The sequence below is a fragment of the Marinobacter similis genome (assembly GCF_000830985.1).
GTDB lineage: Bacteria > Pseudomonadota > Gammaproteobacteria > Pseudomonadales > Oleiphilaceae > Marinobacter > Marinobacter similis.
Window position 1 is genome coordinate 3,460,585 of sequence record NZ_CP007151.1, and the last position, 14,118, is coordinate 3,474,702.

Annotated in this window: 11 protein-coding genes, 1 tRNA gene and 2 pseudogenes; 2 read left to right on the top strand and 12 right to left on the bottom strand. The window is 57.0% G+C overall.

Annotation, left to right across the window (positions count from 1 at the left end; translation table 11 throughout):
* Positions 1-64 precede the first annotated feature (64 nt).
* From AU14_RS22165 to AU14_RS16010, 7 genes are all read right to left on the bottom strand, one after another.
* Entirely contained in the window at positions 65-598 is a 534-nt protein-coding gene (locus AU14_RS22165; RefSeq protein WP_052472090.1) for an HAD hydrolase-like protein, read from the bottom strand.
* Positions 595-1,824 carry a phosphonate ABC transporter, permease protein PhnE gene (phnE, locus tag AU14_RS22170; RefSeq protein WP_236744148.1) on the bottom strand — a complete coding sequence of 410 codons (1,230 nt, stop codon included), beginning with the start codon at positions 1,822-1,824 and terminating at the stop codon, positions 595-597. The genes AU14_RS22165 and phnE (AU14_RS22170) overlap by 4 nt, the downstream gene beginning before the upstream one ends.
* Positions 1,821-2,582, bottom strand: a complete 762-nt coding sequence (phnE, locus tag AU14_RS15990) for a phosphonate ABC transporter, permease protein PhnE (protein ID WP_236744149.1) — start codon at positions 2,580-2,582, stop codon at positions 1,821-1,823. The genes phnE (AU14_RS22170) and phnE (AU14_RS15990) overlap by 4 nt, the downstream gene beginning before the upstream one ends.
* A gap of 47 nt (positions 2,583-2,629) precedes the next feature.
* Complete coding sequence (gene phnC / locus AU14_RS15995) at positions 2,630-3,457, bottom strand: phosphonate ABC transporter ATP-binding protein (RefSeq protein ID WP_041342442.1); 828 nt, start codon at positions 3,455-3,457, stop codon at positions 2,630-2,632.
* 17 nt (positions 3,458-3,474) lie between these two features.
* A complete protein-coding gene (phnD, locus tag AU14_RS16000) occupies positions 3,475-4,422 on the bottom strand; it encodes a phosphate/phosphite/phosphonate ABC transporter substrate-binding protein (RefSeq protein ID WP_041342445.1) in 948 nt (315 codons plus the stop codon).
* A 182-nt stretch (positions 4,423-4,604) separates the two neighbouring features.
* A tRNA-Pro gene (locus AU14_RS16005) sits at positions 4,605-4,681 on the bottom strand.
* A gap of 115 nt (positions 4,682-4,796) precedes the next feature.
* On the bottom strand, positions 4,797-6,440 hold the full coding sequence (locus tag AU14_RS16010; RefSeq protein WP_041342448.1) for an FMN-binding glutamate synthase family protein: 1,644 nt from the start codon (positions 6,438-6,440) through the stop codon (positions 4,797-4,799).
* Positions 6,441-6,689: 249 nt separating this feature from the next.
* On the opposite strand from AU14_RS16010, the pseudogene AU14_RS16015 reads away from it, so the two are divergent.
* A pseudogene (locus tag AU14_RS16015) lies at positions 6,690-8,278 on the top strand (BCCT family transporter).
* Between the two features lie 93 nt (positions 8,279-8,371).
* Here the strand turns inward: AU14_RS16015 and AU14_RS16020 are convergent.
* From AU14_RS16020 to AU14_RS16035, 5 genes and pseudogenes are all read right to left on the bottom strand, one after another.
* Positions 8,372-9,319 carry an alpha-L-glutamate ligase-like protein gene (locus AU14_RS16020; RefSeq protein WP_041342451.1) on the bottom strand — a complete coding sequence of 316 codons (948 nt, stop codon included), beginning with the start codon at positions 9,317-9,319 and terminating at the stop codon, positions 8,372-8,374.
* Position 9,320: 1 nt separating this feature from the next.
* Positions 9,321-10,018, bottom strand: a pseudogene (locus AU14_RS23985) (7TM domain-containing protein).
* A gap of 13 nt (positions 10,019-10,031) precedes the next feature.
* Positions 10,032-10,793, bottom strand: a complete 762-nt coding sequence (locus AU14_RS22185) for a UUP1 family membrane protein (RefSeq protein WP_236744152.1) — start codon at positions 10,791-10,793, stop codon at positions 10,032-10,034.
* A 38-nt stretch (positions 10,794-10,831) separates the two neighbouring features.
* Entirely contained in the window at positions 10,832-11,569 is a 738-nt protein-coding gene (locus AU14_RS16030; RefSeq protein ID WP_236744153.1) for an ATP-dependent zinc protease family protein, read from the bottom strand.
* A gap of 236 nt (positions 11,570-11,805) precedes the next feature.
* Positions 11,806-12,156: a hypothetical protein gene (locus tag AU14_RS16035; protein ID WP_236744154.1), complete on the bottom strand. Its 351-nt coding sequence runs from the start codon at positions 12,154-12,156 to the stop codon at positions 11,806-11,808.
* 348 nt (positions 12,157-12,504) lie between these two features.
* On the opposite strand from AU14_RS16035, the gene rmuC reads away from it, so the two are divergent.
* Positions 12,505-14,115, top strand: a complete 1,611-nt coding sequence (rmuC, locus tag AU14_RS16040; protein WP_041344061.1) for a DNA recombination protein RmuC — start codon at positions 12,505-12,507, stop codon at positions 14,113-14,115.
* The last annotated feature ends 3 nt before the right edge of the window (positions 14,116-14,118 follow it).

Below are 14,118 nucleotides of genomic sequence, written 5' to 3' on the forward strand. Positions count from 1 at the left end.
GGTCAGTGCGGCCGAAGTTGCATTCTTGACGGTCATTCTGGGGCTCGGTGCAGGTCGAGTTCTGTCAGATCGAGGTTGTCATGAAATCCGGGTAGATGCCCGAACGGCGGATACATTCCTGAATGTCCATGCCTTTTAAGGCGCCGTGACCGGTCACCAGCAGCGTGGACATTCCGGCTGCCTGACCGCCCAGGATATCGGTATGCAAGGTATCTCCGACCATCAGAACCCGCGCCGGGGCAATGCCCGGGAGCCTGGCCAGCGCGGCCTCAAAGGCGGTGGCGAAGGGTTTGCCAAAGAACTCAAGGCTGGCGCCGGTTGCGGTGGCCGCCAGATGGGAGAAATACCCCGGTTCCAGTGTCAGCAGGTCGCCCCTGGGGGCGACAAGGTCCGGATTGGCAACCTTTACAGGTCTGGGCCGACGAGTGAGGCTATTGGTTAACCGGTGCTGCAGGGTCTCATTCCAGCCTTCGCTGCTCAAAAAAATGAAGCCATCCAGTTGATCCAGGGTCGCCTCGTCGACGTCGGCACGGATGGCTCGCAGTGAGTGGCGCGGCAATGGCAAGGACTCTGGTTCTGACTGCTCCGGGGCAATCACGCCCCAAGTGCCGCTGTTTGGCGTTTGCTCAAGTGTTGTTCCAGCAACCAGCGGCTGGAAATCACTGTTTCTTCATCCAGGTTAAAGCCCATGCGCTGGTACTTTACGGCCAGTGCCGGGTGGCTTGCTGTGGCGGCGTTCGACAACACCAGAACCGTTTTGTTGTCAGCCTGCAGGCGCGCCAGCCGATCGAGGGCTCCGGGTATGACACTGGGCCCGGTATTGAGCACACCAAAGGCATCAAAGACAAAGGCGTCGAATTCGTTCATCAGTGGGGCCAACGAATCCACAAGGCGGGGTTGGGTTCGTCGAGCCGAGGCGCTCGGCAGCCGCTCCCTGATGCTCTCGTACTGCTCGAACGCCCAGGCGGGTGTGGGCTGGATGCCGGCGAAAGATGTGGGGTGCTGATCGATCATGGGCCTACAGCACCGCCTGTCGGACACGGCAGATACCCACTCGGAGATCACCACGGTACCGAGGATCAGTAAAAAGATGGTGGCGACCTGGTTCCAGGCGAGAGTGGCCAGTGAGGCATTGAGCTGGATGCCCAGGCCTCCGGCGCCTACCAGACCGAGGATGGTGGATTCCCGAATGTTGATGTCCCACCGGAACACGCTGATGCCCCAGAAGGCGGGGAGAATCTGGGGCACGATGGCGTAGTCGATGACCTGCGCGCCGCTGGCGCCGGTGGCCCGAACTGCTTCCACCTGGGTAACGTCGATTTCTTCAATGGCTTCATAGAGCAGCTTGGCAACAAAGCCGATGGAGCGAAGTCCGATGGCGATGATACCCGCCAGCAAGCCGGGTCCAATGATGGCCACCAGTAACAGCGCCCAGATCAGGGCGTTGATTGAACGTGATGCCACGATGATCAGCAACGCCAGCGGTCGCACAAAGCGGACGCTGGGTGTGGTGTTGCTGGCCGCCAGGAAGGCAACCGGCACCGCGATCATAATGCCCAGCAGGGTGCCAAGGGTGGCAATGTTGATGGTGTCCCAGAGCGGCTGCCAGAGCTCACCCACATAGCTCCAGGCCGGCGGGAACATGCGGCTGCCGATGTCCGCTGCCTGGGCGGGCGCATCGCTGACGAAGGCCCAGATGGTGTTCTCGTTCATCAGCTGCCAGCAGAATACGGTCAGGGCAACCAGCCAGAACCAGCCGAGCCAGCGGAGCAGGGTTTGTTTTCGGGTCCGGTGCTGCCAGACGGGAGAAGAAGAGCTTGTCACTGGACCCACCTGCGAATGTACGAAGAGGAATATTCCACCACCAGGACGATGGCAATGATGAGAATCAGGATGGCGCCGGCCGAATCGTACTCGTAACGATCGATGGCGGTATTCAGCGTGGCACCGATACCGCCTGCCCCAACAATGCCGATCACCGCCGATTCCCGAAAGTTGATGTCCAGGCGATACAGAGACAGGCCAACCAGCCGTGGCATGACCTGAGGTTGTACCGAGTAGTTCACCACTTGCCACCAGGAAGCCCCGGTAGCGCGGATGGCTTCGATCTGGCTGCGATCGCAGCTTTCGATTTCCTCAGCCAGCAGCTTTGACAGAAAGCCGATGGTGGCAAATGCCAGAGTCAGGAACCCGGCAAAGGGTCCGAAACCGAACATGGCTACCAGCAAAATCGCGATGATGATTTCCTGGAACGAACGGGACAGGGTAATGATACCGCGACAGGCCAGATATACCGGTGCCGGCGCCAGATTTCGGGCCGCGCCGATGCCAATGGGCACGGAGATCAGGATACCGGCGACGGTGGAGGTGAGGGTGATCGTCAGGCTTTCGATCAGGCCTTCGTGGATGTCCCGCCAACGGGTGGTGAAATCAGGTACCAGAAAGCCCTCGATAAAACGCCAGCCGCGCTCAAGGCCAAGGTAAACCCGTTGCCAGTCCACCTCGACAGTTTGCACCGCCAGGACCAGATAGACCAGGGCACCGGTATAGATCAGTCGCCGCCAAAGGGTATTGGTTAACAACAGGGGAGGCCGCTTCCAGGTGGAGCGTACAGTGGGCTGTCGGTCCATCATACCCCCTCGGCAAGGTCGACGGAGGGTGCGTCATTCGAACCGTCGGTGCTCTCCCCATCACTCTCTTCGCCGCGCAGCTGGGTCCAGTCCTCGTCGCCGTATATGCGGGTCAGAACGTCGTTGGTCAGCTCGTCGGGGGCGCCGTCAAACACCACCTCGCCGTTTCGCAGGCCGATGATCCGGTCAGAGAACTGCTGAGCAAGCATCACGTCGTGAATATTGATGATGGCCGGCAGACTGCGTTCCTGGCAGGCGCCGCGAATCAGCCGCATGATCTGGCGGGAGGTTTTCGGGTCGAGTGAGGCGGTGGGTTCGTCGACCAGCAGCAGTTCCGGATTTTGCTCCAGCGCCCGGGCAATGCCCACCCGTTGACGCTGGCCGCCGGAGAGGGCGTCAGCGCGCTTGTTGTAATGGTCCGCGAGCCCCACTTTCTCCAGAAGGGCGAAGGCCTGGCTTACGTCTTCCGGGCTATAGCGGCGCAGAAAGGAGCGCCAGGTGGACACGTAGCCGAGGCGTCCGGAGAGCACGTTCTCCATCACGGTCAGCCGTTCTACCAGCGCGTATTCCTGAAAGATCATGCCGATACGCCGTCGGGCCTGGCGCAAGTTGCGGCCGTTAAGGCGGGTCAGGTCAGTATCGCCCAGAAGAATGGAGCCCGCTGTGGGCTCCACCAGGCGGTTAATGCAGCGGATCAGGCTTGATTTGCCGGCACCGGAGGGGCCGATCAGCCCCACCACCTGGCCAGCGGGGACTTCGAAGCTGATCCCCTGTAGTGCCTTGTCTCCGGTCTTATAGGTCTTGGATACGTTCTCGAGTTTTAGCACAAGGTTCGCCGAGTTGGTTATTTGCAGTTGTATTCAACGCCGTTGGCCGAATCGATCTTCCGGATCACTTCCCAGTGGTTCTTGAAGGTGATCGGGACAAACTGGGCTTCGCCGGACTTGGAGAACTCCTCTTCCAGGGCGGTACCCTCCCACTTGAACGAGAAAAAGGCGTCCTGAATCTTCTGCTGCAGCTCAGGCTTCAGGTTGTGGGCAAGACCATAGCTGGTGGTCGGGAAGGTCTGGGATTTGTAGAGGCTGACCAGCTGATCCTCATTGACCACATCACGGCGAAGCATCCGGTTCAGTACCGAGTTTGCGACCGCTGCCGCCTGGTAGTCCTGATTGGCGACCCCGAGAATGGAGTTGTCATGCTTGCCTGAGAATACCGGTTCGAAGTCTTCACCTGCGACCATGTTGTAGTCGGCTTTCAGGATGGCAGAAGGTGCCTTGAAGCCTGAGTTCGAGGTTTGGGAGGTGAACGCCATTTCCTTGCCGCGAATGTCTTCCACCGCATCGATGCCAGATCCAGGGTAGGTCAGTATCTCCATTTCATAGCCAAACGAGCCATCGGCCGCGGCCATCATGGTGAAGGGGCGGTAACCGGCACAGGCGACAGCCAACGGGTTGGAACCGGTGTTAAAGCCGGCAATGTGCAGACGGCCCGCACGCATGGCTTCAATCTGGGCGGCGTTGGATTGTACCGGGAAAAACTGGACCCGCTTGCCGGTGACGTCGGACAGGTGAGCGAGGAATTCGGACCAGACCTCCCGGTATACCGCAGGATCTTCGACCGGTGTGTAAGCGAAGATCAGGGTGGAGGGATCAATCAGTTCCGACTCGGCGCTGGGAATGTCGGCAATCAGGTCGCCGTCCTTGTCCTGGTAACGGCTGTCGAGCTGAAAGGCTCCTTGGGCGAGTGCGGGGGTAAGAAGGGTGGCGCAGGCCAGGGTCAGAAACTTCTTCATCGTCACTATCCTTTGTTTTTATCCCGACGGGATGTCGGTATGGACGTGAACTTAAGGTAGTCCGATGAAGGTTTTATGACAAATTATTGGTTTCTGGGAGTCGGCGGCTGTATATCGGGGTAGGCAAAATTCAGACACAAAAAATCAGCGACCCGAAAGTGGCTGATTTCAATGTACTGAATTGGTCGGGACGGTAGGATTTGAACCTACGACCCCCTGCACCCCATGCAGGTGCGCTACCAAGCTGCGCTACGCCCCGAATTGCTATTGCCTTTGAGAAACTTGAGAGTTATCTCAGTGGCTTAGCGGGAGCGAAGTCTACACCAGCCTTCAGGAAAAATAAACAGGCTTTGAGCCATTTCGCTCCCGGTTTTTTACCGGAGTTTGGTCTCTCTGAGTTTCAGGATAAATTCTGGCGGATCAAAGCTCTCAGAGGTGGCTTTTGGCCAGTACTTATCAAACACTTTGAGCCCCGTTTCGGCCTCAAGCAGCGCACCCGGTTCCAGAAATTCGAACAGGTCCAGATAGGAGTGTACTTCGGTCTTGGAAACCCGGCGTACGATATGCTCAGGGCCGAGCTCAGACGGGTGGCGCAGCCCTGAAGCTTCTAGCAGATTCTGAAGCGCATCGAGCGTGGTTTTGTGGAAGTTGAAGACCCGCTTGCTCTTGAGTTCAACATCGAGCTTGTTGCCGCGCCGGGGATCCTGGGTGGCCACGCCACTGGGGCAGCGACCGGTGTGGCAGTTCAGTGCCTGAATGCACCCGAGCGAGAACATGTAGCCGCGGGCTGAGTTACACCAGTCCGCCCCCAGAGCCAGGGTGCGGGCAATATTAAAGGCCGAGGTGATTTTACCGGCCGCGCCAATGGCAATGTCCTCGCGCAGGTTGGTTCCTACTAGCGTGTTGTGGACCAGTAGCAGGGCCTCAGTCATGGGCATGCCCAGCCGGTTGATGAACTCCAGAGGCGCAGCACCGGTACCGCCTTCACCACCATCGACCACAATAAAGTCGGGTTTGCGGTTGGTTTCCAGCATCGCCTTGACGATGGCAAACCATTCCCACGGATGACCAATCGCCAGTTTGAATCCCACGGGTTTCCCACCCGAAAGCTCTCGCAGCTGATCCACGAATTCGAGCAGTTCCACCGGAGTGGAAAAGGCGGAATGGCTGGCTGGTGACACACAATCCTCACCCTCCTCTACACCGCGGGCTTCGGCAATCTCTGGCGTTACCTTGGCACCCGGTAATATTCCGCCGTGGCCGGGTTTGGCGCCCTGAGATAGTTTGATCTCTATCATTTTCACCTGATCAAGCGTTGCATTCTCCCGAAACATCTCCGGGTTGAACGAACCATCCTTGTGACGACATCCGAAGTAGCCTGATCCGATTTCCCAGACCAGATCGCCGCCCGGTTGGCGATGATAGCGGGAAATCGATCCCTCGCCCGTATCGTGGTAGAAACCACCCATTTGGGCGCCGGTGTTCAGGCTCAAGATCGCATTCGCGGAGAGTGACCCGAAACTCATGGCCGAGATGTTGAATACGCTCGCGCTGTAGGGCTTTGCGCAGTCTTTGCCAATCAGGATCCGGAAGTCGCTGTTACTGATTTTTGAGGGGTTGAGAGAATGGTTCATCCATTCGTAGCCTTCCTCGTACATACTCAGCTGCGATCCGAACGGGCGCTTGTCCAGGACGTTCTTGGCACGCTGGTAGACAATGGTGCGCTGCTCTCTGGAAAACGGCCGTTCTTCGGTATCGGATTGGATAAAGTACTGCCTAATCTCGGGACCGATGGATTCCAGCAGATAGCGGATATTGGCGAGAATAGGGTAGTTGCGGCTGACCGTGTGTTTCTTCTGCACGAGATCGTAGGTGCCAAGCACGGTTAAGGCGCCGAATACGATCGGGAAGAGATAGCTGGCGTCAATCAATAGGGCCAGCGCCAGAGACACAGTAAAGCCTGCGATGCTTAGCGCGTATACGGTGTAACGTACCGGAAACGTCGTTGTTTTCTCCATGTATACCTCAGTTGGATCCTTTTAGTCGCAAGGACTTGGTGCAGTACCAGCTTACATCGGTACGCTATGAATTCTGTAGCCGATCGCCAGGCAGAGAGCTATTCACGGCGCATTCTTGGTCTATGATGAAGGAGGATGCAGCAATTCGCTGCATTTTTGATGTTTTGAGTTCAAAACATTACCATGACGCGCTTGTAACGTTTGATCACCGATTCCCAACAAGACTTTCCACTTCAGGAGGCGCCAAACGTGGGCGAGGTAGTAAAAGACGAATATCAGACGGATTACGTCGCGGGCCAGGATAATATAAATCCTTTCGGCTGGATCTTCACGCACCGGTATTTCCGATTACGGCGATACTGGTCGTGCTTTTCGTGGTAGGTACCCTTATTTTCCCGGCCGAGTCGAAATCGCTGCTGGACGGTGCAAAATGGGACATCATTGCCACGTTTGACTGGTTCTTTTTGTTAAGTGCCAACGTTTTTGTGGTGGTGTGCCTGGCGTTGATCTTCATGCCGGTGGGCAAGATTCGCCTGGGTGGTATGGACGCCAAGCCTGAGTTCTCAACTTTATCCTGGTTTTCGATGCTGTTCGCAGCCGGCATGGGCATTGGCCTTATGTTCTGGGCGGTTGCCGAGCCGACAGCTTATTTCACCGGCTGGTACGAAACACCGTTTAACGTTGAGCCAAACACCCCTGAAGCGGCCAACCTGGCCATGGGTGCCACCATGTACCACTGGGGCCTGCACCCGTGGGCAATTTATGCCATTGTCGCACTGTCGTTGGCGTTCTTCTCCTTTAACAAGAATATGCCGCTGACCATCCGCTCAGCCTTTTTCCCGCTGCTGCGTGACAAGGTTTGGGGCTGGCCGGGCCACATCATCGATATCCTGGCGGTGGTGGCTACCATTTTCGGTCTGGCAACCTCCCTTGGCTTCGGTGCCCAGCAGGCTGCCGCTGGCTTGAGCTATCTGTTCGGTGTTTCCGACGGAATTAACGTACAGATGGCGATCATCGTGGGTGTCACCGCACTTGCGCTGATTTCTGTACTGCGCGGCCTCGATGGTGGTGTGAAAGTGCTCAGTAACGTCAACATGAGCCTGGCCGGCATTCTGCTGTTCTTTGTTATCTTTGCCGGTCCCACCATGACGGTATTGGAAACCCTATGGGTGACTTCATCCAGCTATGTGGGCAACGTTCTTCAATTCAGTAATCCGTTTGGTCGTGAAGACGAAGCCTGGTTCCAGGGTTGGACTGTGTTCTATTGGGCATGGTGGATCTCCTGGTCACCGTTCGTTGGTATGTTCATCGCCCGCGTTTCCCGCGGCCGTACCGTGCGTGAGTTCATCACCGCAGTTTTGATCATCCCTACCGTGATTACCGTGGTGTGGATGAGTGCGTTTGGCGGTACTGCGCTGGAGCAGATCCAGAACGGTATCGGTGCGCTGGCAGCGAATGGCCTGACCGACGTGCCGCTGGCCATGTTCCAGATGTTTGAGAACCTGCCGTTGACCGGTATTATCTCCTTCGTCGGTATCGTCCTGGTGCTGGTGTTCTTCGTAACCTCATCGGACTCCGGTTCGCTGGTTATCGATAGCATTACCGCCGGTGGTAAGACCGACGCACCGACAGCTCAGCGTGTATTCTGGGTGGTCATGGAAGGTGCGATTGCCGCAGCGCTGATCTTCGGCGGCGGTGAGGATGCCCTTGGGGCTATTCAGGCGGCTTCCATCAGTGCGGGTCTGCCGTTTACTGCCGTCCTGCTGATCATGACGTGGGGTCTATTGAAAGGCCTTACCCATGAACGCAAATTGCTGATCGCTCGAGGCGAAATGTAATTGCGCCAGTAAGGGCATAAAAAAACCGGGGCCTTGCCCCGGTTTTTTTATGCCTGAAATTTGATTGAAATGCTTGATCTGATGATGAGCGGATCAGAGCGCGCCAAAGACGTCCATGGCGTAATTCGCTCTCTCGCGAGGGGTGAAGTGGGGGCGCTTGAGGCTCTCGATGGTCCGCAGTCTGGGGAGCAGGCCACGGCCATTGGCCATCTGGATAGCCAGGCCCGGGCGGGCATTCAGTTCCAGTAGCAGTGGCCCTTCGTTGGCATCCACCACAAGATCCACGCCCATATAGCCGAGACCGGTCGCCTCATAGCAGCGCGCAGCCATTTCCAACATGTCTTCCCAGGCTTCAATGTCGATGTTCTCGAGCGCCAGGCCGGTATCGGGATGCAGGGTAATAGGGCGGTTGAACTGCACCGCATTCAGGCTGCGACCGGTGCCGATGTCCAGGCCTACACCCACGGCGCCCTGGTGCAGGTTGGCCTTGCCGTCTGAATCCTTGGTGGCCAGGCGCAACATCGCCATCACCGGGTAACCCTGAAACACCACGATGCGGATGTCGGGCACGCCCTGATAGGAAAACTTGGCCAGAGACGGCGCTGACTCCACCAGGTTCTCGACAATGGCGACGTCCGGGCTTCCTGCCAGCGAGTATAGTCCGGCAAGGATATTGGTCAGGTGACGCTCGAGGTCGGGCGCTGCAATCCGTGATCCGGAGGCTTTGATGTAATAGTCATCTTCGCGGCCGGTAATAACGGTGATGCCTTTGCCGCCGGACCCCTTTGCGGGTTTGATGGCAAAGCCGCCGAGACCCTCGGCCATTTCGCGGAAACGGGAGATTTCGTGCTGTTGCCGAACAACCTGCAGCAGGCGGGGCGTGGTGACCCCGTATTCTGCCACGGCCAGCTTGGTTTTCAGCTTGTTGTCGACCAGCGGGTAAGACGAGCGCTCGTTGTAGCGCGCAATGTAATCTACATTGCGCCGATTCATGTTGAGCATACCCAGCCGGTTCAAACGTCGGGGTGAGATCCAATCCATGTTAGTCGTACACCCTCATGGGCGTGAACCGCTTGAGTTCGCTCAGTTTGTAGCCGGTGTATTGCCCCATGAGCAAAATCAGGCCAAGTACGGCGAAATGCAATTCGGGGAAATTGAAGGTCAGGTGTCCGGCCAGAGGTGTGCTCATCAGCAGGTAGGCGCAGATGGCAACAAATAAACTGCCGGCGCCCTGGATGGCGACTTCGTGCGCACCTTCTTCTTCCCAGAGGATGGACATGCGCTCGATGGTCCAGGCAATGATGACCATGGGGAAGAAAGTGACCGTCATGCCGGTGTTGAAGCCCATCTGATAACCAATGATGCTCAGGCCGGCGGTGATGAAGATCACCAGAATGATCAGGGCCGATATCCGCGATACCAGCAGCAGGTTCAGGCTGGACAGGTAACCGCGCATCATCAGGCCAATGGAGACCACCGACAGGAAGGCGATCAGCCTGGTACCAGTGTGGTTTGCACGAACGCCACCGCAATCAGTACCGGCATGAATGTCCCTGAGGTGCGGATGCCGATGACTATCCGCATGAACGCAACTACGAGTGCTCCCAGCGGCAGCAGCAACAGCATGCGGAACATGCTTTGCTCCTCAATGGGGAGTGCGTAAAAACTCAGGAAACCGAGCCCGTTAGACTCCACCTGCATCGTCGCCAGTTGCAGGGCGGGGACGGTTTGCCGAAGCATGGAGAAGCTCACTTCAGAGTTTTCGCCGCCCACCACGTCCAGCAGTGATGCAGAGCCTGGCGCCACAGCAGTAGCTCTCCGGAACGCCTTGTTCAGCGTTGCTCGGGTCAAAGGTCAACCATTGCTGGCCATTGTAGATCTGCAGGAAAGGCATCAGTGACTGGCGACGCCGGGCATCCTCCAGCTTCAGTCCGTCGGCGGTGCGGGCCGGAATGCCTGAATGGTTCAGCATGTCTACCAGCAGATCGAGGTAGTTTTCTTCGGCTACCAGCAGGGTGGTGTTCTGAGTGCGGGTATCGGGCTGCATCAACCGGATCAGTTCCCGAGTCATGCTTTCCGGTGTGCTGGAGCGTGCCTTCGCCTGGGTAAGAACTTCACGCACGGCAGTGGCCTGGGGCTCTTCCCAGAACACGTTACGGGCCTTGGGCTCCTTGGCAGGTTTTCGTCCGAGGGCGTTTTCGTCCGGGATAAACTGGGCCTTAAAGTACAGGGTTTGCGGACCTGAAACGCTGCGTTTGGTCCATTCCGCCGTACGATTGCCAGACTTCTCGATGATTGAGAAACCGTAGCCCGGGGAGGCCGCCTGTTCGCTAAGGATGCGGAATCCGGGTGGCTGATCCGGCACGTTCAAGCTGGCCTGCACCGCATTGTCGTCGGCCTCGAAATCGATACGGGCCTCAATCATCCAGACCGGGCGTTGTTCGCCAGTCAGCCAGGGGATACCAAGATCAATATGGCGCCAGACTGCCAGGGAGATGCCTGCAGCGATGAGCAAAAATACGGCTACATAAAAAGGAAGGCGAGAGCGGGGCTTCACGAGTCATTCCTGTTCTTGGCGATGGCTTCGGGCAGCTTGGTGTTAAATTCCCTGCCGACATCAATCAGCATAACGTCCCGGAGGACATTGCGACCAATCAATACTTCGTTCTCGAGGTCGTTTCTGTCGGTGAGGGTAAATTCGGCTAGTTGTTGATGATTGCCGATCGCGAATTGGAGCTCCACGACCACGCGACGTTCCGGATCTTCGGCAGCAGCCTGGGTGACTCTGACGCGCCGAACGATTTCTTTCTCGAGGGTAACCAGCTCATCGGAGCTGGGGACCGGGACATCAAAGCGAACCCAGTTGCTTCCGTCGCGCTCGAAGCGGGTGATGTTGCGGGCGTCTATAGAGGAGGTTTCCGCGCCACTGTCGATGCGTGCGTTATACACCTGCTCAGTCGCGGCAATGTAGATCTTCTCAACTTGACCTACGATTATTTTACCCTTCAGCCGCGCGTCCTGAGTCTTGGCGGTCTCTACAGCTGGGCAGACTCGCTGCGCGGGGACAGGTGGGCAACTGGGTTGTTCAACCTGAGTCTTGATGGCATCAATGATCGAATCGGTGCTGTCCTGCTGCTTTTCCAGCATTTTTTCGTGGCGGAACTGGGCATTGTTTTCAATGGTGACCAGGGTCGCCCGTTGGGTATTCACGGACGTGTTCAGCTCGCTCAAGTCCTGCTTCGGCACCATGAAGTAACGGTCTGACGAGCAGCCGGCCAGCAAAATAAGCATGCCAGTTGCCAACAGGACTCTTGGTTGAGGAAAACCAGCCCGTAGCTTTTTGAAACCCATTGAATACCCCTGCGCCGGCAGTTCTCAGGCCGCTTCCATGGCTGGTACCACGGCCAGTGTGAATGTATTTGAAGATAGTAGGCGCGAGAGTATACAACAACCGAACTGTGTAGTTGCTTTACAGTTGGTTAAGGGCGAAATTTTTCGACGGGTTCTCAGGTTCTGCGCGTAAGTGATTACCGGAACAGGAGGTTGCCGTCACCCAGGTTGGTTTCTGAACGCAGGAATTCCTGAATCACCGGTGAGCAGTTCAGGTAGAACAGCAACAGTTCGCGCTGAACATCCTGATCCTGAATTCGCGCTGCGTAACTGATCAAGTCGCGCAGTGCTTCGTCTCCGGAATCTCCGCTGACCGTATCAAAAGCCTTGCTATAGCGGCCTTTCAGCAGGTTGGTCAAACGTTCAAGGTGGAATTCGCCGGTGTGAGTGATGTGGGGAAGTACACGGGATCGCCCGGTAAAACTGCGCATTTCTCGCGTTCCAGCCAGTCCGGCATAGGCAGCGGGTGCAGAACAGTCCGGTTGCATGAAGTCCGTTCCAAGTTTTCGCCAGAGTTCTTTTAGCATGGTTTTTCGTCCGTTTGCGATCCTGTCGTCGTCCCAGGCACGGTTAACAAAACGTAATGCCTAAAGACAAAAGGACATTCCATCCTTTTAGACGATATTACGAGGCGCGTCTATAAACAGATGCGCTAGGTTCCGGGATTTGCCAAGCAGTCGAGATCAAAGCAGTGATCCACAATAACTGTCACGGGCCGGTGGGAAAAAGGTTCCATTGATGAGGTAGACTGTGTGCGCTGATTCTCAGTCTGTTTTTTAAAGATTTTCGCCGCAGATACAGGAGTGCATGCAGTGCCAGAAGCTGTCACTGATTTGATGATGTCCCAGCCGGCTGTAATGGCTGGCTGGGTACTGGTGTTGATGGTCGGCGTGTGTGCACTTGCAGCCTTGTTAGTACGGAGTGCTGGGGTACGTCGAAATTTGGTGTCGGAGCTTGAGGCGCTGGAGCAGGCCCGCACCGAGGCTGAGCAGTCGCTGCTGGCGGCCCATCATGAGCGGGCCATGGAGCGGCAGCAGGCGGAGCACCTGCAGCAGGCGCTTGTCGAGCAGCAGAATCGGTTAACAAAGCACGAACGGGATTTGGAGCAGTGGCGTCAGCGCGCAACCGGCCTAGAAAACCGGGTGGCCGGGCTGGAATCGGATCTGGAAGCGCGGCGCTCACGGATCACCCAGCTTGAGCAGGAGCGGGCCAGTCAGCAGCAGCGCGCGGATGAGCTGTCCCGCGAGCTGCACGAGGCCCAGGTAACCCTTCGCGAGCAGGAAGTGACACTGGATAAGGAACGGCGCGCCACCGCGGAAAAGCTGGAGTTGCTGGAGCGCAATCGCGACGCCCTCAAGCAGGAATTTGAGAATCTGGCGAACAAGATCTTCGAGCAGAAAAGTGAGCGCTTCAGCCAGCAGACTCGCACCAGCCTGGATACGTTGCTGAACCCGTTCCGCGACCAGCTTCAGGATTTCCGCAAGCGGGTAGAAGACGTCTACACTACAGAAACAAGGGATCGTCAGGCGCTGCGAAGTGAAATCAAGTCACTTCAGGATCTGAATCGACAGATCACCGAGGAGGCCTCGAATCTGACCCGGGCGCTGAAAGGCGACAAGAAGATCCAGGGTAACTGGGGTGAGCTGATCCTTGAGCGAGTGCTGGAGAAATCTGGCCTGCGCAAGGGCGTGGAGTACGAAACTCAGGGTAGCTACCGCGATGGTGAAAACCAATTGCTTCGGCCTGATGTGGTGGTTTACCTGCCGGACAGCCGGAATTTGATTGTCGATTCCAAGGTATCCCTGCTGGCGTACCAGCAATGGGTCACCGAAGAGGACGATGCGGCGCGTGAAGAGGCCTTGAGACAGCACGTGGAGGCAGTTCGAAACCACATCCGGACACTGAGCGAAAAGGATTACAGCCAGCTTCATGGGCTGCATTCTCCGGATTTTGTATTGCTGTTCATGCCCATTGAACCCGCGTTTGTGGCGGCATTTCAGCAGGACGAGAACCTTTTCGCAGAAGCGTTTGAGCGAAAGATTATTGTGGTAACACCTACCACCTTGCTGGCGACGCTGCGGACGATCGAAAACATTTGGCGGTATGAGCGACAGAGCCAGAACGCTCGCCGAATTGCCGAACGCGCCAGTGCGGTGTATGACAAGCTGCGGGTGTTTGTGGAGGCCATGGAACGACTCGGAGGGCAGTTGCACACCGCCCAGGGCACCTACGATTCAGCCATGAACACGCTGACCCGTGGGCGCGGCAACCTGATATCCCAGGCGAACCGGTTTGTTGAGCTGGGTGTTCGGGTGAAGAAGGAATTGCCCAAGGGCATTATGGATCAGGCGGAAGTGGATGCAGAAGACGACCCCGACGATGAGAGGGCGGGAGCTTCTCCAGAGCCGGAAGAGCAGGCGATTGGCGCGGATAACGATCAGGAGTAAGTG